Origin of the sequence: Paraburkholderia sp. BL6665CI2N2, from assembly GCF_004366535.1 — a bacterium.
Taxonomy (GTDB): Bacteria; Pseudomonadota; Gammaproteobacteria; order Burkholderiales; family Burkholderiaceae; genus Paraburkholderia.
The window spans coordinates 15,081-33,752 of sequence record NZ_SORC01000003.1 but is presented as its reverse complement, the minus strand read 5'-3'; the positions used below and the strand labels follow the sequence as shown (position 1 = coordinate 33,752).

Genomic DNA, 18,672 nt, shown 5'->3' with positions numbered 1-18,672 from the left:
GAGTGGCGCCGCGTGCAACTCGCCCAGCCTCCGTTGCCCAGTAGCTTCCCCGCAAACCGTGCGCAGACACGGATCCGGATTACCGATACACCAGGAGACAACATGGAAAACTTGATCAACGCGCGCGAGGAACTGGCGCACGCACCTATCGGAAGATTCCACATAAGGTTCGCGATACTCGTAGCATTTATCATGTTTTTTGACGGCTACGATCTATTCAACGCCGCCTACGTGATTCCTTTGATACGCAAGATGTGGAATCCGTCACCGTCAATGATTGGCATCATGCTATCAAGTGGCATCGTTGGCCTATCGGTGGGGTCTGTCCTCCAGGGGCTACTGTCCGACCGAATTGGACGTCGCAAGGTTATGCTACTCGCGCTCTGGCTGCTCACAGTCGCGAGCGCCGCGCTGGCGACTGTGGTCGACAGCCCACTGAGTTTTTCAGTGCTTAGGCTATTGTTGGGCATAGCGCTGGGCATGGTCACGCCCTTGGCCCTAACCTGTATCAACGAATGGGCTCCGCGCAGGCACGCGAATACCTACGCGACCTGGGTGTTCATGTTTGGATTTTCTGCTGGCGGCATTTTCGCTGGCGTCGCGGGAATTACGTTGACCGCTCAACACGGATGGCAATCGCTGTACGTAGTGGGGATTCTCTCTGCGTTCGTCGCGCTCGCGGCAACATTCTGGTTGCCCGAATCGATCCAATACCTCGCGCTGAACCGTCGCTACGATCAGGTGCGCAAGCTTCTTGCGACGTTGCGACCCGAACGTGCGCATCTCTACCGAGACGCGAAGTTTGAGCCGATGCACAAAGTTCAGCGCGTCGGTTCGTTCGCAGATCTGCTGTCGCCGCTCTATCGACGCAACACCATCGTTCACTGGATTACCGGGTTCTTAAGCCTTTTCTGTATTCACGGACTCACCGGGTGGTTACCCACGCTCGTCGTAGCGCAAGGCCAAGGCGTGTCCTCGGGATTCGCCTACGGCACGCTCGTCATGATCGCGTCGGTTTTTGGGGGCATCTCGATGGGATGGTTTGCCGACAAGGTGGGAAGCCGCATTCGCGTAATGATCGTTGGGTATCTGGCTGCCGCCCTCTCGTTGGGTTGTCTCGCGCTGTTTCTCGGACGCGCTCCCATGGCGACTATCGCGATGGTCGCCATGGCAGGTTTTTTTATCTTTGGATCACAGGCGATTCTCAATAACTACCAAGCGATGTGCTACCGCACCGAGGTACGTGGTACCGGTATCGGCGTCGCAATCGGATTGAACCGCGTCGGCGGCATCCTAGGGCCACTTATCGTCGGCGTCATCGCTTCGATCAACCCCAGCCCGTTTATGACGTTTGCCTTGTTTTGCGGGGCTGCTGCAGCTGCGAGCATCGTGATTTCATTTGGTAAGACTGAGATAGCATCGATCGTTGCACCGGCTAATGATCGGGCAAGCGAACTGCATGGTCGTGAGCAACCATTGATGGAAGCAACATCCGCATTCCTCAACAAGTGACCACAGAAACGGGCGCGACCTTCGCTATCCCGTCAATGCCGAGCCACGCCGCGCCGCTCCAACGCGCGGAAATGTCTCCTGGCCGCGTACGAACCCAGTCCAAAATCTTTCTCGAAGGAGACTCAAATGTCAGGTAACAGAGGTGTGGTGTATGTTGAGCCAGGTAAGGTCGAGGTGCGTTCAATTCCTTTCCCAGACATGGTGGATCCGACAGGACGCAAGGCGAACCACGCGGTGATACTGCGCGTGGTGTCTACCAACATCTGTGGCTCCGACCAGCACATGGTGCGGGGGCGTACTACCGCCTTGTCTGGACTGGTGCTCGGACACGAGATCACCGGCGAGGTGATCGAGCTCGGGACCGACGTGTTGACGCTTCAGAAGGGGGATCTGGTCTCGGTACCATTTAACGTCGCATGTGGGCGCTGCCCAATGTGCAAAACCATGAACACCGGCGTGTGCCTCAACGTGAATACTGCTCGCCCCGGTGGGGCCTACGGATACGTGGATATGGGTGGCTGGATCGGGGGGCAGGCTGAGTACGTAATGGTGCCGTATGCGGACTTCAACCTGCTGAAATTCCCCGACCGCGACCGCGCGATGCAGAAGATTCGCGACCTCACCTGTCTGTCGGACATTCTGCCGACGGGTTATCACGGTGCGGTAACCGCTGGCGTTCGCCCCGGTACAACCGTTTATATCGCAGGCGCAGGGCCCGTTGGTATGGCGGCGGCCGCGTCCGCCCGGTTGCTCGGCGCGGCGGTGACGATTGTGGGCGACGTCAATCCGACGCGACTCGAGCACGCACGCAAAGTGGGGTTCGAGACCGTGGACCTGTCGCAGGATGCGTCACTCGCAGATCAGATCGCGGTCATCCTGGGCGAACCCGAGGTCGACTGCGCGATCGACTGTGTGGGCTTTGAAGCGCGCGGTCATGGGCACTCCGGTTCACAGCACGAGGCCCCCGCCAGCGTGCTCAACGCGCTGATGGAAGTCACCCGTGTAGCTGGTCGGATTGGTATACCGGGACTGTACGTGACTGACGATCCTGGGGCCGCTGACGCGGCCGCGCGCCGCGGCAGCCTCTCAGTGCGGCTCGGTCTAGGCTGGGCAAAGTCACACAGTTTTTTTACGGGACAGACACCAGTGATGAAATACAATCGCGCGCTGATGCAGGCGATCCTATGGGACCGCATCGATATCGCCAGCGCCGTCAACGTCCAGATTATCCCGCTCGACCAGGCTCCCGCTGGATACTCGGCATTCGATGCTGGCGTATCGAAGAAGTTTGTGATCGACCCGCATGGTGTGCTGGCAGCGCACGAGAATGAAGCGATTACCGTTTGAAGAAAGGTGTACGCCATGAAAGTCAATGTCATTGCCCGACGAGAGGTCGCTACCGACATCTGTGTCCTCGATCTGAGCCATCCTGAAGGCAAAGCTTTGCCGCCCTTCTCAGCTGGGGCGCATATTGATGTTCAATTGCGCGACGGTCTTGTCCGCCAGTATTCCCTTTGCAACCCTCCGAGCGAAACCCATATCTACCGTATTGGTGTTCTGCGCGATCCGAACTCACGCGGCGGCTCGATCGCGATGCACGCTCTGGCTGAAGGCGATACCGTCGAAATCGGTGAGCCGAGGAATCATTTTCCGCTGACCTACGATGCGGGTCATTCTATCCTGCTCGCAGGTGGGATAGGTATAACGCCGATTCTCTGCATGGCCGAACAGCTCCTAAATGTCGGCACGTCGTTCGAGATGCACTACGGTACACGCGAGCCATCCCGCACGGCATTCCGCGACCGCCTTTCCGAGCCAGACATTCGATCCTATGTGCACATGTACCACGATTGTGCTCCCGCGTCGGAGCGCTTGGATTTGAAACGCATACTCTCGTTCCCCAAAGCGACCACCCACCTGTATGTATGCGGTCCGGCAGGTTTTATTGATGCGGTATTGAATGAAACTGCAGCACGCGGATGGAATCCGGCCAATGTACATCGGGAATACTTCGGCGTAGGGGCCGTCGCAAAGCAGGTCAACAGTTGCTTTCAGGTCAGACTCGCGAGTACCGGCAAACTGATCGAGATCGCAGCACACGAGACCGTCGTGCAGGCATTGGCATCCCAGGGGGTCGATATTCCCACCTCTTGTGAACAGGGCGTGTGCGGAACGTGCCTAACGCGAGTGCTCGCGGGCCAGCCGGACCATCGGGACATGTATCTGACTGACGAAGAACGGGCGGCAAACGACCAGTTTTTACCGTGTTGCTCAAGATCGCGATCGCCAACGCTCACTCTCGGTCTTTGATTCTAGGCAACGTGGACATCCAGGCACATAAGCGTCTGCTCGCGTCGAATCGGAAAGACTGCTGTGATCTTTTGCCAGGTTGCAGCGTGTGAAACGCCGGGCACGTGGGCATACGCAAGAACACTGCCACGCGGTTTCCTGAGGAGTGAGCGGTGATCCCATCGTGCGCCCGTGACTGACCCGGATGCGATCATTCGTGATTTGAACCCACAAGACTCATTTTTAAATAGTTTAAATCAGTAGCGTCCGGTTAAATTTTTAACAAATTCAGTTGGTTACGTGATAGAGGTGTGCCTGAAGACGGCAGATCGAAGCATAGAGCCTGCGAAATAGGCATTTTCTCAAACACGGAGACTGAAAAAATCTGTAGCAACGTATAGAGAGAGGCATCGAGATGAAGCTCCTTCTTGACGATGGCGATCAGCACATAGGTGGTGACGGCGCACCAGATTTGCGTCTTCACGGCGTTCTCGCTCGTGCGGAGAAATCGCTTGATGCGAAGGTGTTGCTTGATCCATTTGAAGAACAGCTCGACCTGCCAGCGGTTGCGGTAAAGCGCAGCGATAGTCCGTGGCGGCAGCGTCGCAGACGTTCGGGGTATTTTTTTCACGGGGTAGAAGCCAATCAAGGCGACACTCTGATCGCAGATCACACCCGTGCCGCGATCGGTCGCGGTCGAATAAACGCGACGCGCCTTCAGATTGGACTTGGCGCGCGTAACGAAAAAGGCACCAGTCTGATGGAGCTTGTACAGTCGTGCGAAATCCAGATAGCCGCGGTCCATGACGTAGAACGCGCCCGCCTCGATCGGCAGAAGATCGAGCACGCCGACGTCGTGCATCTTGCCGTCGCTGATGTGAATGAAAGCGGGGATCGCGCCGCGCAAATCCAGCAGCGTATGCATCTTGACCGCTGCCTTGGCCGTGCGAAATGGCGCCCACTCGAACAGGGACAGGCACAAGTCTATCGTCGTAGCATCGAGTGCATAGACCCTCGCATCGAGATCGATGTCCAGCGACTTGGCGGCAAACAGCGTTCGGGCGCGGGCGATGAGCCGCATCGCCAGTGCGTGATAGATGCGCCAGTCGCGCAGATTCAGCGCATCCGACAATGTAGAGCGTGCTGGCACGTTCTTCAAGCCCATATGAAACAGCTTCCCCGATTCGCAAACAGACAGACCTCGATGTCGCGCAGGGATTCGCACCAGGTAAGTTGGGCGAAGGCCATGATGCGAAAAAGATCGGCACAGCCAAGCGTGCGCACTCCCGCGTCGGCACCGTGTCGCTCGATGATCCGGCCAAACGTCTTCCACGGCACAAACTCGATGACTTGCGCAAACAGCGGTGTCAACAGACGCTCTTCAGCCGGTCGACCTCAAATAAACCGGACACTACTGAGTTTAAATGTGAGATCGACCCACCAAGGAAACGATGTGAGGAACTTCTAATGGAGCAGCTTTCGCTCACTCTAGCAAACCATATTGTCGCCGCCGCGCGTGAACGTGCCCAACAAGAAGGGTTGAAGCCAATGGCCATCGTCGTGCTAGACGAGGCCGGCCTCCTGAAACTGATCAGCCGCGACGACGGCGCGACTGCGTTGCGAATCGACATTGCGTACGGCAAGGCGGCAGCCGCGTTCGGTATGAGCATCATGTCTCGCACGCTGCTGCAACGAGCAAAAGAAAACCCTGCTTTCTTCGACGCGATTGGCGCGGCGACGAGCGGACCGTTTGTACCGCAGACGGGCGCGGTGGTGATCACTTCGGCGAATCGTGTGGTGTTGGGCGCGATCGGCGCAAGCGGCGGTACTGGCGACGAGGATGAGATGATCTGCATTGCGGGCATCGAAGCCGTCGGCCTGTTATACCGATAAGGACGCGACGCCCTTTGAACTCAAGCATGCACATCCCTCCATAACGGCAACACAAACACCCGGTTCTGACGGCCTTGAGGCTCTGTCGCACTAACGCGGGGGAGGTAAAATTCGGGGTTGAGGAAAACGCTTTGGCCGCACGATGAAGAAGACACTGACGCCACGAACGACGCTTGCTCCGGGCATCGCCAAGGTTCTGAAGCGGCTGCATTATCCGCTTGAGGTGATGTATGCTGTGCACGCGGTGGTACGTGACCTACTCGCTACGGTCATCTGTGCTCCTGTTGCTGACAGTCTCCTGCCAAATGACCGTTTACACAAAAATTTTTACACCCTCCTCGTTGGTTTCATAAGTCATCCTTCACATATCGCCCTTGCATGTCCCGCTTGCCTTACTGCGACAGAACCGTACGGAAGTCACGGGGATACCGCGCTGCAGATGTGGTCCGCTTCGTCTCCCGCAGAGCGAGTGTTCAGGTCACAGATGACTACGCACGCCTTCTTTTGCAAACCACTGCGACGTTGATTTTCCGATTCCGACGGCTGCCCCCGTCACAATCGCAACTTTTGATTCCAGTCTTTTAACAGGCACTGCAACATTAACATTAAAGGTCATGGGTATTACCGTTCGCCTGCTCGGACCTCTACATGGTTGCGCGGCGGAAGCGTTGGGCCGTCATCGTGCTGATTCGGGATAGATAGCGCGCCGAGCCGGCCGACCACACAATTGGGCACGAAGCCGCCGTGGTTCCACGGGCTTGGGATTCCGGTAGGAACCCCGCCGTTTCCAATGCCCATGTTGATCATCAGAGCACGATCGTCACGATCTTGATTAACGCAAACCAGAACTCGAATTCCCCGTACAGTTTGAGGGCGCAAAATTGGCGCTGCCCATGATGACGAGCGCGCAGAATGCCCATATCCAATTCGGCACGTCCGGGAACCGGCCGCGAGCGAAACGGCCACGCGCGTTACAGATGTCCCGCGAGGTTCACGAATTGCACCTGACCGTCGCGGATGGGCATCAAGTCCGGACTATCATCGCCAACCTCAACGGTGATAGAGTCGTTAAGCTTTTGGTTCATGGCCAAGAGGAGCTCGCTGTGGGCAATGCGATCGACCGCGAGATTTCGCATCTCGCCAGGATCAGAAAAGGTGTCATACAACTCAACATCGTTGTTGGCAAAGAGTTCCTCAAGGGTTGCGGGCCGGTTGAAGTTCATCAGCGAAAAGTAGCGGGTAAACCGGTATCGTCCATCGAAAGTGCTTCGAATGGCGCCACGCAGACGAAGATCGGGTTGCTGAGCGAGGACAAGGCGATGAATCTCTTCTTTCGATATTCCCTTGCTTCGGAGAGTATTAACTTCCTTTAGTATCCACTCACTGTCATAGAAGCTAAGCATTGCGTAATTGAACAATGCGCTCTGACGCACTTCATTGATTTTGACTGACTCAGGCATCCCTAGCAAGGGCGCAAGATTGTGTCCTTTGGCAGCGTCCCCGGCGAGCCTTCTGATCCGTTCACTGTCAAGTCCCGTCAATCCGAGCAAAGTTGGAGCAATATCTATATGCGAAGTTAGAGCATTGCACCGCTTGCCGCCAGGGTACGCTGGATGGCGGATGATCAACGGAACGTGATTTTGCGGTGTGTAGGCAGTCCCGCCCTTACCTATAAGTTGATGCGCTCCGCCGAGATCGCCGTGATCGGATGTCAAAATGACAACGGTGCGGTCACTGAGTTGCAACGAGTCCAACGTTTCAAGCAGTCGCACGATATGTGTATCGCAGTCGCGGATGCAATTGAAATAATAGTTTTGATACGTGCGGAGTCGGTCGTCCGTAAACGGAAACGCACCGATAAGTTCGTCCATAGACGTCTTAAACATCGCCTGTGCCGCCGGTCGGCCGAGATCGTTGTATGGTTGTCGGCGTGACGCGACGAGTGGTACGTTATCCCAACGGGTTTGATAAAGCCCATCCCTTGGTGGGCGCGCATTTCCCAAAATTGGTGAATTCTTGTTTTGCTCATCGACCGTACGCGGGTCGGTGTTCACGTACATAATATCGTGAGGATTCACCAGATTGACAGCGAGAAACCAATTCTTTTTCTCGCTGGCGAGATGTGGAGCGTGGCTGCGCATCCAACTTATTGCCAACTCGGTGGTAACGCCGTCGTAGTTATAGCCCCCGCGTGCGCTGCCAACCAAATCCCCAACGCCGAGGTAATCATCGAAGCCGTATTCGGCCATCGTGTGGTTGTATGCAGAGAGAGGCGCATCATAAGGTTGTTTGGTCTTGCGCATATCAGCGCCTAGATGCCACTTCCCGAGATAGGCGGCGTAATAGCCAGCGTCCTTCAGCATATCGCCGACAGTCCGAATCTCGGGCGATAGATCCTTTTGCCACGGCATTCCAGCGTTATCGTAAATACCTGTATGTTGTATATGCTGGCCAGTATAAATCGTTGAACGTGAAGGCGAACACACGCATGACGCGATCTGATGATTCGTGAAGGTAATTCCATCGCGGCGCAGGGCTTCCCGACCTGGCACCGGGAACGGCCATTTGTCGAAATATCTTTCCTGATCGGTTAAGATAAATAGGATGTTGTACCCTTCAGGTGCGATCCGGGGAGCGACCGTTGGCGTACCGACAACCTTGGGCGCCGATGTGCCGGCCTCAGACGACTGGCTGGCCCTACTGGGGTCGATACCGGCCCCTAACGTCGCCATTGCGCCAGCCGCCCTGAGAAAGGTGCGCCGGCCCTGGTGGATTGGTTGATCCGCCTCTGATACCGCGTGTTGGTCACGCTTGTCGTCATTCATACAACTTGTCTCCTTGCATTTTGACGTTGCTAGTGAGCGGACGAAATTACAACGCTTTTACTCAAAAGTACTTGCCAAGTGATTGTCCGCCGAAAAAAAGCGCCTTTCCGTGATGTATCCAAGCGATCTACGAACGCTTTACGCGCCAACGTTACGGAACGATATGGCTGTTCTCCGCCTTACTCGCCGAGCGTCAAGCTTGCTGTGCGCTCCGTTGCTCGTCGGCAATTAGCTTATCGAGCGCGCGCCGGGCTCGAACCGCGGCAGCGTCGCCTGGCAGCAAGACGGGCCTGAGCGACCAGAATTCACTTTCGCCAATCATGTTTTGCTGCGCTTCCAGCATGGGCAGATCCTCATTTTTGAAGGGGTGCTCAAGCCCGGTTACAAACTCTTCAGCCCGAGTTTCTCCCTCCTCGCCCATCGCTTTAGGATTACAGACCCCAAACCAGTAATGCGATGTGTTGTCCGTTTCCGGCGAAAACAAGTGCACGACATTGTTCGAAACGCCTTCGCTACGCGGCCGCCCGGTCGCAACGGATCCGGCATCGAGCAACATGCATGCTGGAGGGTCCCAGCGCACGTCAATCCATCGATCAACAGGCGTCCCGATCGGTATGCGCCTCTGCCGATAAAGGAATTCCGGCAGGATATCCGCCACGGTCTGACGGTTTGAATACACCGTTGTGCCGTTTTGCTCGACACTCGTAATCGCGTCCCCCACCGAAGGGCTGCCAAGTGTACCTGGGTGAAGATATTGAATGTGGCTAAGGTCCATGATGTTATCGGTCTCTAGCACGTAGTTTGCGTTGACGTTAAGATACCGTTTCGCGGTGTACGTTTCCTCCCGATTCATGCAAGAAAAATCGGGAATAAGTGACTCATCTGCCTTCGATGCTTCCCCCATCCAGATCCAGATCACACTGAATTTTTCAAGTACCGGGTAGCACTTGACCGCTGCGGCCCTTGGAATCGCGCCATTACCCTGCGGGTTCTTTGTACACGTTCCCTGACCGTTGAATTCGAGCCCATGATAGGGACACTGCACCCCGTTGCTAATCTTCTTACCGAGGTGCAAGGGCGCGAAGCGATGAACGCATCGGTTGGAGATTGCCTGTACGACACCAGCATCATTTCTAAATAAAAGCACAGGCTCGTTCAACAACTTGCGTTGAAACAAAGCGTCCTGCTCCACTTCTTTATCCCACGCTGCGACGTACCAAACGTTTCGCAAAAAGTTCATGCTTTCCCTCTTACCAATCAATAGTTTGATCATGCACCCCCGACAGGAATGCCTTAACTCTCTCGCCAGAAGGGTGTCCGATGCGCCTTGGACAAACCCCGAACACCGACCTGTTGCGCGCTCTTCGTGACTCTCCTCAAAAACATGCAAGTGCGATAGCCGCCCCCGCAACGCCGTGTCGCGTACCAGTTTCCAAATGTGACCTGCCTCTCAATACCGATAATGTCAGCAGTGCAAATCATCTATGCCTTGCTCGCCAGCCACCGAATTGCGCACGTGTGTCGCAGCACGAGAGCCAACCAGCTGAAGTTTTTTCTTGAGGAACGCAGACGTCGCTGCTAAACATGCGTTTGTCTCGCGAAACGGCGAAGCAAAAAGAGCACGGGACCAGCGCAGCAGCCTCCGACACAGTCGTCGCACCCCGAGCCCCTAGGACCGCCGCTCACGACGCTCATACCTCTGATCCGTCCGCTGATACGGCGCGCACGCTCCGAAGTCGGCATTCGATCCGAGAGCAGTTCGGGCTCCGCCGCAACGACGTGGGTGCGGGGGTCTCGTCATGGCATTTTTACCGAATCTTGTACCTCTTCTTGTACCTCTTTGACGCGGACGCGACCGCTTTCCCGGCAACGATATTATGTAGGATATTATGTTACATCAATTTTTGTATATTGCAAGTCGGGAAACCCCTATGATAATTGACAGAATTCTTAAACTGCCTGAATTAGATATTATTTCTTAGAGAGTGCAAACTTGTCGATGATGACATCAAGGGGCCGCTGAACGAGGCTTCCTCGAATGACGCCTTCGCCGATCTCCCGAGTTGGCAGAGTGCCGCGCTAGTCCATCACCGGCTATCGACGGCTCCGTGCCCATAGGTAACTAGTCAAAATCGCGACACCACCAAATGCAGCGCTTACCTCGCGCTATCGCTAAATGTGGGCGCGGCGGATCGAGCTCGCCTGAGCACTCGACGAGCGCGTCTCGCTGGAGGTGAGACCGCCTGCCGCTGGGACAATCGAGCTATGGAGATACCGTTATCAATGCGCCGCCGACATCGTTAGTCGTGGCGTGATCTTCATCCCTGCACGTCAATTATCTTGAGCGTCCATGGCTCGCACCACATAACTTTTTGTGAGCTGACCGCGGTACCCATTCTTCCCGTCGATTGCATTTGAGGATGCAGCAGTGTTCTCTGACGCCAACGCAACACAGACCGAGGGTTACTCCTAATTTGTACATTTTATTGGCGTATAATATATTTTGTGCACAAAACAATACTAGAGATGCATAACATGTATTACAATGCGAAAATGTTGAAGGCGCTGTGGTGTAAGCATGCCGCTTCTGAACTTGCGTCGTGTTCAGTGGTACAGCGAGTACGGAGGAACCAAAATGGCTAGATCAAAGTGATGCGGTTCCCACGCGAAGAACATGCGCCTTCTGCCGGAGGTCCAGGTGATCCTCGATTTGGTCGAAGGTCGTTGAGTGGATGGCCTTTAAAGGCTTCGGTAATTCCTGTGCTGACTGCGTTATCGAACGGCGATAGCCCGTCACAGGAGGCCATAAGCTGTTAGATGCGCAAAAACATTCTCGTCTATTGACGACATATCACAGCCAACATAGGGGCTCTGCTTACGTTGTTGGGTCCGATCCGCCGTTCAATTGATATCCGGTCAGGCACATTCGCAGACGGAGTTTTTTCAGGTGGTGCGTTCAGTGGTGGCAGACGCCCGAAGTGTCGACAATCAGCCATCTGATATACCTTTTTGTTTTGTCCGCACATAATTTAGGTAAACTAATGATTAAAATTGGTAGGGCATTGGTAAGGGTGAGCGCTCTTTCCCTTGTTAGCACTGGCGTGTTTGCGCAATCCACCGTGACTCTTTACGGAACGATGGACACATATATAGCTTCGCAGTTTTCTAGCGGAACGGGGCACCGGATAGTGGAAGGTTCCGGCTTCAGCCCCAATAGTTTTGGGTTTACCGGTACAGAGGATCTCGGCGACGGCTTCAAAAGTGGCTTCATATTGGAAGGACAGCCCATCCTGAACAATGGAACGCTTGGACAAGGTGGGAAGTTGTTCGGCCGACAGTCACTGATCTTCGTCTCCGGAGACTTTGGGCGAGTCGGGCTCGGCCGCCAGCAGACGCCGGCAAGAACGTTTGGAATCACCTACGCGGCGTCCGGATGGATGTCAGGCGATCCATTTGCCAATCTAGAGTTCGCAATGGGGAGCGCTATATCGGCAGGGATGAACTCCGATACGGTGGGTGCGCGCCTGAGCAACTCCATTTCATATTCTAGCCCGACCATCTCCGGCTTTTCCGCTTCCATCATTCAATCGCTCGATAACGGTGCTCCTTCCTTTTCAACAGGAAACGCCAGAGTCAGCATGGCTGGCCTAAACTACGCAGCCGGCCCGATCAATGTGAACGTAGTAGGATCTTATATTCCGCCAATAGCCGGCAGCCAGATTAAGCAAATGGATTACGGCGTAGGTGCCACCTATAATGCCGGCTTTGCAAAATTTTTGGTCGCGTATCAACTCAAGCGGGGATACGCCGTGAATGCCGCGGCCGCGACGACAGGTTTGCCAGGCACTTTGGGTAACGATCAACTGCTCGGCGGCGGGGTACAGATACCGCTCACTCCGTACAGCATAGTGGGGCTCTCAGCAGCCAAGTTAAGAGTCGCCGGCACGCATCGCGGGTTACGCCAAGCGAACATCGGCGTACCGCTTTCATCGATTGAGGATGATGCGATGGCATGGTCAATCACATATACCTATTTGCTTAGTAAGCGGACTCAACTGTTTGCAGTGTACTCAAGGCTCGCAAATGACGCGTTGGGTACTGCGTCGTTCACATCAGACATGCGCCCTGTACCCGGTGGCAAGAGCGAAATCTTGGCCGTCGGTCTTCGGCACAATTTTTAAAGATGGTCTGAGCGACTCGATTTGCATGCACCGTCATCTTCGGTGCGTGGCAGTCTTTCGGAGTTTGAACGATAAGTCAGGCATCGATCGGATACGAGCTTCGGACGTGCGAACGTCCGGCTTTGTGATACCGGTCAATCCAAAGCTCCCGCACTTCGTGCTGGTCATCAAACTTGCTGCCTTGCGTCCCTTCTCTCGGAGGCTCTGGTGCAAATAGGCCGTCTGGACTAGATTTTTATTATATAAAGGATACCTCATCAAGCAGACAGGACGGCCTTCCAGACTGCGGGCACAGCGGTATCTTTGAGGCCGAGCTTCGCGAGGCTGAATTGGCCTTTGCGAATACGATGTACCAACTCAATACCTGAGAGAGTGATCGCTGCGTTCCTGAAACGTTTGAAGCCGAGCATGACTTTCGTCCGGGACTTGATGTTGCGATGGTCCTGCTCGACCAGATTATTGAGATATTTCGAGGATCGGACCTTCGTGTCCTCAGGCACCAAGCCATCGGCCTTCATCTCGCGCACGGCGCGGTGCGAGGCTGCATAACCGTCAAGCGTGATGGTCTTCGGTGGCTGGCCTTGATGTTTGATTGCCTTCCTGAAAAAGGCTTTTGCCGCCTTCACGTCGCGCCTGGCGCTGAGCATGAAGTCGACCGTCTGGCCCACCCGATCCACCGCTCGATAAAGATAGACCCACTTGCCGCGCAGCTTGAGGTAAGTCTCGTCGACGCGCCACGACTGGCCGGTGGGCTCGCCAAAGCGGTTCCACCGTTTGACGAACTCCGGCGCAAAGCGCCGCACCCAGCGCAGGATCGTCGTGTGCGCCAGCGACAGACCCCGTTCGGCCATCATCTCGACCAGATCGCGCAGGCTAAGCTTGTAGCGCAGATACCAGCGAACACACAGAATGATCACATCGCGGTCAAAGTGACGGCCTGCGAACAGTTCATCCAGGCTCTTCAGCTTGCTCATCGTCGGTTCTCGATTTGTTCGGCCCGACACCTTAACCGATTCGCCCCCGCGCTATTTGCACCATGTATGGACGACTCCCAGTCGTCAAGCAGTCTGACTCTCTGGCATTGGGTCGAGGTTGCAGCCATGTATCCGGGCTCGGTTCGCAGCGCTTGCTGCGGGCCCACGATGAATATCCGCGAGTGGGTACCCCATCAGAGCCACGGGCTTGATTGCCCTTGGTGCAAAGCGGGTTTGGCCCACCACGGTCCGACCGTTTTGTCATCGAATTAAAATCTGCTCAAGCAACCTCTGGAAGGTGGTGGTGTGTCTACGTTGGAACCTGGGCCTGTTAATCCGTCACGTCAGCTCGCACGGGCACGTGGCTAACCTGATAGACCTGCTTGCGAATTAGCAAGGCCCAAGCCGTTCGGGCGTTCTTTGCAGCAAGCGCAACGGCGGCGATGTTTTTGTGTCGGCGTCGACATAGTTTCATGACCCACGAATCGGTCATTTCAGGTTTGTTGGCTGCTATACGGATAACAGCACGAGCGCCGTGAATCAGAAGCGTTCGTAGTGCTGTATCGCCGCGCTTGCTGATGCCCAGCAAACGTGGCTTGCCTCCCGAGGAGTGCTGGCGCTGGACCAGACCCAGCCATGCAGCGAGTTCGCGGCCGTGCCGAAAGGCTCGGGGGTTACCGATTGATGCTGCCAGCGCGGAAGCGGTGAGCGGTCCGACTCCGGGAATTGTTTCGAGAAGTTGCCCTGCCTCATCCGTACGATGCATCGCGCGGATGCGCCCCTCCAGTTCAGCTGCCTTGTTGCCCAGTTCGCGTAAGTGCTCCACAAGTAACTGGATCAAGGTCCGGAACTGTTCACAAAGCTCATGCTCGCGATTGGAAAGGGCTTCGATGACCCTTTGTCCGAGCAGCCGGATGCCCTGCGGCAGAACAATACCGAACTCGCTCAGCAAGCCGCGGATCTGATTGGCCAATGCCGTACGGGATTTACTTTAACAGAGTATTCAGAGCAAAAACGATCGACAGGAAGTGCTTGATTTTCCGTAGCATTTTAATAAGAACGACGCGCAAAGCCGCATGAAATCGAGGCCACTCTATCGTCGCAAATTGCACGAAAATCAAAGGACACACCAGAATTGAGTTAGCGCCATCATCATCGCCGACTGGCGCCGAAGCATGGCTCCTATAGTCATCATCAACTCAGGCAAGACAACTGTCCGGTCAAAAGCGAGAGCGATCTCGCGCCCCCTCACATCAGGTAGTCTATTCGACGCCCGGCATGGCGATGAAGCGATCCATCGCCCTGAAACGCACCAGCCACCGTCGCACATTCGGATACTCAGCCAAATCGATGTCGCCTTGCCAGGCCAGCGCGGTGTAAGGAAAACAGGCGATGTCGGCGATAGTCGGGTGACCAAGTTCGAGCCACTCTCGCGTGGCCAGATGCGCATCCATGATCTTGAATACGCGGCGTGCGTCCGCCTGCAACTTCGCGAGATCAAGTGGGTAGTCCAGAATCTTCACCAGGCGCGCACCTGCGGCATTCATGATCTCGCCGCCGCCCGTCGACAGCCATTGCATGATCTTGCCCATCGATTCCGCATCGTCAGGAAACCACTGATTCGAGCGATCGTACTTCTTTGCCAGGTACACAAGGATAGCCTGAGCATCGCGCAAACGCGTGTCACCGTCTTCGAAGATCGGCAGCTCGCCGAACGGGTTTAATGCTGTGTACTTCTCTGTCTTGTGTTCCTTGTGAACGAAATCGACGGACTCGGCTGCATACTCTACGCCCGGAATATTCAGGAAGAGTCTGATTTTGTAGCAACTTCCCGACAATTCGAAATCGTAAAGGTTGATCATACGTACTCTCCAATTTACTACTTGGTAACCCAAATTAACCTGGAAATTCCGATTCAATCGTTCGTCTGCCTTGCTTCTCTATCAGTACAGCACGACCGAGCGGATCGACTCGCCCTTCTTCATCAGATCGAAGCCTTCGTTGATGCGTTCGAGCGGCAGACGGTGGGTGATCAGGTCGTCGATATTGATCTTGCCTTCCATATACCAGTCGACGATCTTCGGCACGTCCGTGCGGCCACGTGCGCCGCCGAATGCCGAGCCCTTCCACTCGCGGCCCGTCACCAGCTGGAACGGACGCGTGCTGATCTCTTCGCCCGCAGCCGCCACGCCGATGATGAACGACTGACCCCAACCCTTGTGCGTGCACTCCAGCGCCTGACGCATCACCTTGGTGTTGCCGATGCATTCGAACGAATAATCGGCGCCGCCGTCGGTGAGTTGCACGATATGGTCGACCACGTTCTCGACTTCATTCGGGTTGATGAAGTGGGTCATGCCGAATTTCTTCGCCAGTTCAATGCGGCCGGGGTTGATATCGACGCCGATGATCTTGTCCGCGCCAACCATCTTCGCGCCCTGGATCACATTCAACCCGATGCCGCCGAGACCAAACACCACCACGTTCGCGCCTGCTTCGACTTTCGCTGAATACACGACAGCGCCGACGCCCGTCGTCACGCCGCAGCCGATATAGCAGATCTTGTCGAACGGCGCGTCTTCACGCACCTTCGCGACCGCGATTTCCGGCACGACGATGTAGTTCGAGAACGTGGACGTGCCCATGTAGTGAAACAGCGGCTTGCCATCCAGCGAGAAACGCGACGTGGCATCGGGCATCAGGCCCTTGCCTTGCGTCGAACGGATCGCCTGGCAAAGATTAGTCTTGCGCGACAGACAGAATTTGCACTGACGGCATTCAGGCGTGTACAGCGGAATGACGTGGTCGCCCTTCTTCAACGTGCCGACACCCGGGCCCACATCGACGATCACGCCCGCGCCTTCGTGGCCGAGAATCGCCGGGAAGATGCCCTCCGGATCGGCGCCCGAGAGCGTGTAGTAGTCGGTGTGGCAGATACCCATCGCTTTCACTTCAATCAGGACTTCACCGGCGCGCGGACCTTCCAGGTCCACTTCTTCGATCGTCAACGGGGCGCCGGCTTTCCATGCGATTGCTGCTTTGGTTTTCATTGACTACCTTCAAAAAACTGAGGCATTAGCGTTCGCGCAAGTAGTTCAAAATGCGCACTTTAAGTCCGGGGCGTGACGCGGATCGAACCAGATCGGCGAGATCCTGATCCGCTCGCTCGCTATCGAGCACGCGATACAGATGCTGCTGCGTCGCCGGATCGAGCAAGGTGGCGACACGCAGCGCATCAGCAACGGCAGCGACGCGCGCGTCGGACTCGACGAGCTTCGTGACGAGACCGATATCCAGCGCCTCCGACGCGTTTATCTGCCGGGTCTGTTCGAGAATCTCCCGGGCTTTCGCGTAGCCCACGACGTCGCCGAAACGCCGCGTGCCGAGCACGAGTCCGAAACGCAAGCCCGGCATCCGAAAGTTCGCATCGGGCGAGCTATAACGGTGCCGGCAAGTTGCGAACAGATCAACACCGGCGCCGAAGTTAAGCCCATGTGCAAAGGCAAGAGTCAGACAGGGCGACGACGCGACGAGATGCAACAGAGTCTCGACCCTCACGAGTCGCAGGAGAAGGTCCGCATCGCTCTGGCTATCCAGTTCGCCCTGGTCGAACCCGGCGCTGAAGTTCCGGCCGACGCCCTGGAACACGAGCAGTCTGGTGCCACTAGCATGCGCGTCGCCGACGCCTTGCAACAACGCTTCAACCAGTTCCGCATTCAGCGCGTTCATCTTGTCCGGACGGTTCAACGTGAAGGTCCAGCGGTGTGCGCTTCTCTCGATTTCCAGTACATCTGTCATTGCTTCTCCTCGGCGTACCATGCGTTGATGTCGGCGATGATTTCGTCCGAATGTTCACCAAGCGCGGGCGGCGCGCGGCGTATCGGCAAACCGCGTCCCGACAGATTGATGGGCGAGCCGAACGTGCGGGTCTCGATGCCGTTGGGCAGCGTCAGCGGCTTAACCCATTGCATATGCTCCACCTGCGGATCGGCGAGCACGTCCGAATACCGGTTGATCGGCGCGCACGGCACTCCGGCCACGCGAAACTTGTCGAGCCAGAAAGGCGCGCCCTCATCGGCGAAAATCGCCTCAAGCATGAGTCGGAGTTGATCCTGATGGCGCGCGCGATGGCTCGGCGTCGTGAAGCGGTCATCGTCCAGCCACTCGGGATGACCAACCACGCGGCACACCGCGGCCCACAATGCATTGTTGCCAGCTGCCATGCCAAAGTAGCCGTCGCGGCAATGGAACACCTGGTACGGCGCATTTCGCGGATGCGCCGAGCCCATTTTCACGGGATCGCGTCCGCTGCCGAAATACTCCGACGTCTGCAATGCGGCGATACCGAGCGTCGCGCCGAGCATAGAGATGTCGATGTGCGAGCCCTGCCCCGAGTGCGCCACGCGACGCAATTCGGCCGCAATCGAAAATGCGGCGTACAGACCTGCGGAAAAGTCGGCTAAAGGCACGCCGCATTTGACGGGCGCCCCACCCGCCTCGCCGGTGATGCTCATGATCCCGCTCATCGCCTGCAAGGTCAGATCGAATCCGCCTTCCTGCGAACGCGGCCCGCTCTGCCCGTAGGCGGAAATCGAGCAATACAGCAGACGCGGATTGAGCTCCGCAAACGCGGCATAACCGAGACCGAGCCGGTCCATGACACCCGGCCTGTTGTTCTCGATCAGCACGTCCGCGTTGGCGATCAGCGCCGTGGCGAGCCGCACGTCGTTTGCGTCTTTCAGGTTCAGCGTAATCGAACGTTTGTTGCGATTCAGCGATGCGAAGTTCTCGCTAAATCCGTCCGTGATAGGTGGCCACGAGCGCAGCGAATCGCCGCCTTCCGGATGCTCGATCTTGACGACGTCCGCGCCCATGTCGGCGAGCAGCATGCCGCAGAACGGCCCTGCCGCCACATTACATATCTCGATGACCTTCACGCCATCGAGCGCGAGCTGATTGTTCATATCTAGTTCCATTGAAGTTCGGCCGACGCTGGTG

Annotated in this window: 13 protein-coding genes and 4 pseudogenes; 6 read left to right on the top strand and 11 right to left on the bottom strand. The window is 56.2% G+C overall.

Annotated features, from left to right (window positions below):
• Window positions 1-102: 102 nt before the first annotated feature.
• The 3 genes from B0G81_RS41590 to B0G81_RS41580 all read left to right on the top strand — a co-directional run bounded on the left by B0G81_RS41590 (window position 103) and on the right by B0G81_RS41580 (window position 3,822).
• Window positions 103-1,512, top strand: coding sequence for an MFS transporter (locus tag B0G81_RS41590; protein WP_134143919.1), 1,410 nt, complete (start codon window positions 103-105; stop codon window positions 1,510-1,512).
• Window positions 1,513-1,638: 126 nt separating this feature from the next.
• The gene (fdhA, locus tag B0G81_RS41585; RefSeq protein WP_134143918.1) at window positions 1,639-2,859 is read left to right on the top strand and encodes a formaldehyde dehydrogenase, glutathione-independent; all 1,221 of its coding nucleotides are present in this window, start codon (window positions 1,639-1,641) and stop codon (window positions 2,857-2,859) included.
• 15 nt (window positions 2,860-2,874) lie between these two features.
• A complete protein-coding gene (locus tag B0G81_RS41580; protein ID WP_134143917.1) occupies window positions 2,875-3,822 on the top strand; it encodes a PDR/VanB family oxidoreductase in 948 nt (315 codons plus the stop codon).
• Window positions 3,823-4,072: 250 nt separating this feature from the next.
• Here B0G81_RS41580 and B0G81_RS41575 read toward each other — a convergent pair.
• A pseudogene (locus B0G81_RS41575) lies at window positions 4,073-5,148 on the bottom strand (IS4 family transposase).
• Between B0G81_RS41575 and B0G81_RS45720 the strand changes: the two are divergent.
• Both B0G81_RS45720 and B0G81_RS44285 read left to right on the top strand, forming a co-directional pair.
• Window positions 5,035-5,694: a heme-binding protein gene (locus B0G81_RS45720; protein WP_347877487.1), complete on the top strand. Its 660-nt coding sequence runs from the start codon at window positions 5,035-5,037 to the stop codon at window positions 5,692-5,694. The pseudogene B0G81_RS41575 and the gene B0G81_RS45720 overlap by 114 nt on opposite strands.
• 142 nt (window positions 5,695-5,836) lie before the next feature.
• Window positions 5,837-5,960 (top strand): annotated as a pseudogene (locus B0G81_RS44285) (IS6 family transposase); the annotation flags it as partial.
• Between the two features lie 212 nt (window positions 5,961-6,172).
• Here B0G81_RS44285 and B0G81_RS44070 read toward each other — a convergent pair.
• The 4 genes and pseudogenes from B0G81_RS44070 to B0G81_RS41550 form a co-directional block, all read right to left on the bottom strand.
• A complete protein-coding gene (locus B0G81_RS44070; protein WP_166679208.1) occupies window positions 6,173-6,310 on the bottom strand; it encodes a hypothetical protein in 138 nt (45 codons plus the stop codon).
• Window positions 6,311-6,420: 110 nt separating this feature from the next.
• Window positions 6,421-6,637 (bottom strand): annotated as a pseudogene (locus B0G81_RS45230) (amino acid permease); the annotation flags it as partial.
• A 28-nt stretch (window positions 6,638-6,665) separates the two neighbouring features.
• Window positions 6,666-8,519, bottom strand: a complete 1,854-nt coding sequence (locus B0G81_RS41555) for a sulfatase-like hydrolase/transferase (RefSeq protein ID WP_134143916.1) — start codon at window positions 8,517-8,519, stop codon at window positions 6,666-6,668.
• A 193-nt stretch (window positions 8,520-8,712) separates the two neighbouring features.
• Entirely contained in the window at window positions 8,713-9,792 is a 1,080-nt protein-coding gene (locus B0G81_RS41550) for an aromatic ring-hydroxylating dioxygenase subunit alpha (RefSeq protein ID WP_243856913.1), read from the bottom strand.
• A gap of 1,705 nt (window positions 9,793-11,497) precedes the next feature.
• Between B0G81_RS41550 and B0G81_RS41545 the strand changes: the two genes are divergently transcribed.
• Window positions 11,498-12,700 carry a porin gene (locus tag B0G81_RS41545; RefSeq protein WP_134143915.1) on the top strand — a complete coding sequence of 401 codons (1,203 nt, stop codon included), beginning with the start codon at window positions 11,498-11,500 and terminating at the stop codon, window positions 12,698-12,700.
• A 257-nt stretch (window positions 12,701-12,957) separates the two neighbouring features.
• On the opposite strand, the gene B0G81_RS41540 is transcribed toward B0G81_RS41545, so the two are convergent.
• The 6 genes and pseudogenes from B0G81_RS41540 to B0G81_RS41515 form a co-directional block, all read right to left on the bottom strand.
• The gene (locus B0G81_RS41540) at window positions 12,958-13,674 is read right to left on the bottom strand and encodes an IS6 family transposase (protein ID WP_134143914.1); all 717 of its coding nucleotides are present in this window, start codon (window positions 13,672-13,674) and stop codon (window positions 12,958-12,960) included.
• 331 nt (window positions 13,675-14,005) lie between these two features.
• A pseudogene (locus B0G81_RS41535) lies at window positions 14,006-14,662 on the bottom strand (IS110 family transposase); the annotation flags it as partial.
• Between the two features lie 274 nt (window positions 14,663-14,936).
• Entirely contained in the window at window positions 14,937-15,593 is a 657-nt protein-coding gene (locus B0G81_RS41530; RefSeq protein WP_243856912.1) for a glutathione S-transferase, read from the bottom strand.
• 24 nt (window positions 15,594-15,617) lie between these two features.
• Window positions 15,618-16,724 (bottom strand): S-(hydroxymethyl)glutathione dehydrogenase/class III alcohol dehydrogenase, encoded by a 1,107-nt coding sequence (locus B0G81_RS41525; RefSeq protein WP_134143912.1) that lies wholly within the window; start codon window positions 16,722-16,724, stop codon window positions 15,618-15,620.
• A gap of 25 nt (window positions 16,725-16,749) precedes the next feature.
• A complete protein-coding gene (locus B0G81_RS41520) occupies window positions 16,750-17,472 on the bottom strand; it encodes an enoyl-CoA hydratase/isomerase family protein (RefSeq protein ID WP_134143911.1) in 723 nt (240 codons plus the stop codon).
• Window positions 17,469-18,638, bottom strand: coding sequence for a CoA transferase (locus tag B0G81_RS41515; RefSeq protein ID WP_134143910.1), 1,170 nt, complete (start codon window positions 18,636-18,638; stop codon window positions 17,469-17,471). The genes B0G81_RS41520 and B0G81_RS41515 overlap by 4 nt, the downstream gene beginning before the upstream one ends.
• Window positions 18,639-18,672 lie beyond the last annotated feature (34 nt).

Bases quoted from the DNA above. Each gene is read 5' to 3' on its own strand.
- B0G81_RS41590 (WP_134143919.1), top strand. From the start codon at position 103: ATGGAAAACTTGATCAACGCGCGCGAGGAACTGGCGCACGCACCTATC.
- fdhA (WP_134143918.1), top strand. From the start codon at position 1,639: ATGTCAGGTAACAGAGGTGTGGTGTATGTTGAGCCAGGTAAGGTCGAG.
- B0G81_RS41580 (WP_134143917.1), top strand. From the start codon at position 2,875: ATGAAAGTCAATGTCATTGCCCGACGAGAGGTCGCTACCGACATCTGT.
- B0G81_RS44070 (WP_166679208.1), bottom strand. From the start codon at position 6,310: ATGACCTTTAATGTTAATGTTGCAGTGCCTGTTAAAAGACTGGAATCA.
- B0G81_RS41555 (WP_134143916.1), bottom strand. From the start codon at position 8,519: ATGAATGACGACAAGCGTGACCAACACGCGGTATCAGAGGCGGATCAA.
- B0G81_RS41550 (WP_243856913.1), bottom strand. From the start codon at position 9,792: ATGATCAAACTATTGATTGGTAAGAGGGAAAGCATGAACTTTTTGCGA.
- B0G81_RS41540 (WP_134143914.1), bottom strand. From the start codon at position 13,674: ATGAGCAAGCTGAAGAGCCTGGATGAACTGTTCGCAGGCCGTCACTTT.
- B0G81_RS41525 (WP_134143912.1), bottom strand. From the start codon at position 16,724: ATGAAAACCAAAGCAGCAATCGCATGGAAAGCCGGCGCCCCGTTGACG.
- B0G81_RS41520 (WP_134143911.1), bottom strand. From the start codon at position 17,472: ATGACAGATGTACTGGAAATCGAGAGAAGCGCACACCGCTGGACCTTC.
- B0G81_RS41515 (WP_134143910.1), bottom strand. From the start codon at position 18,638: ATGAACAATCAGCTCGCGCTCGATGGCGTGAAGGTCATCGAGATATGT.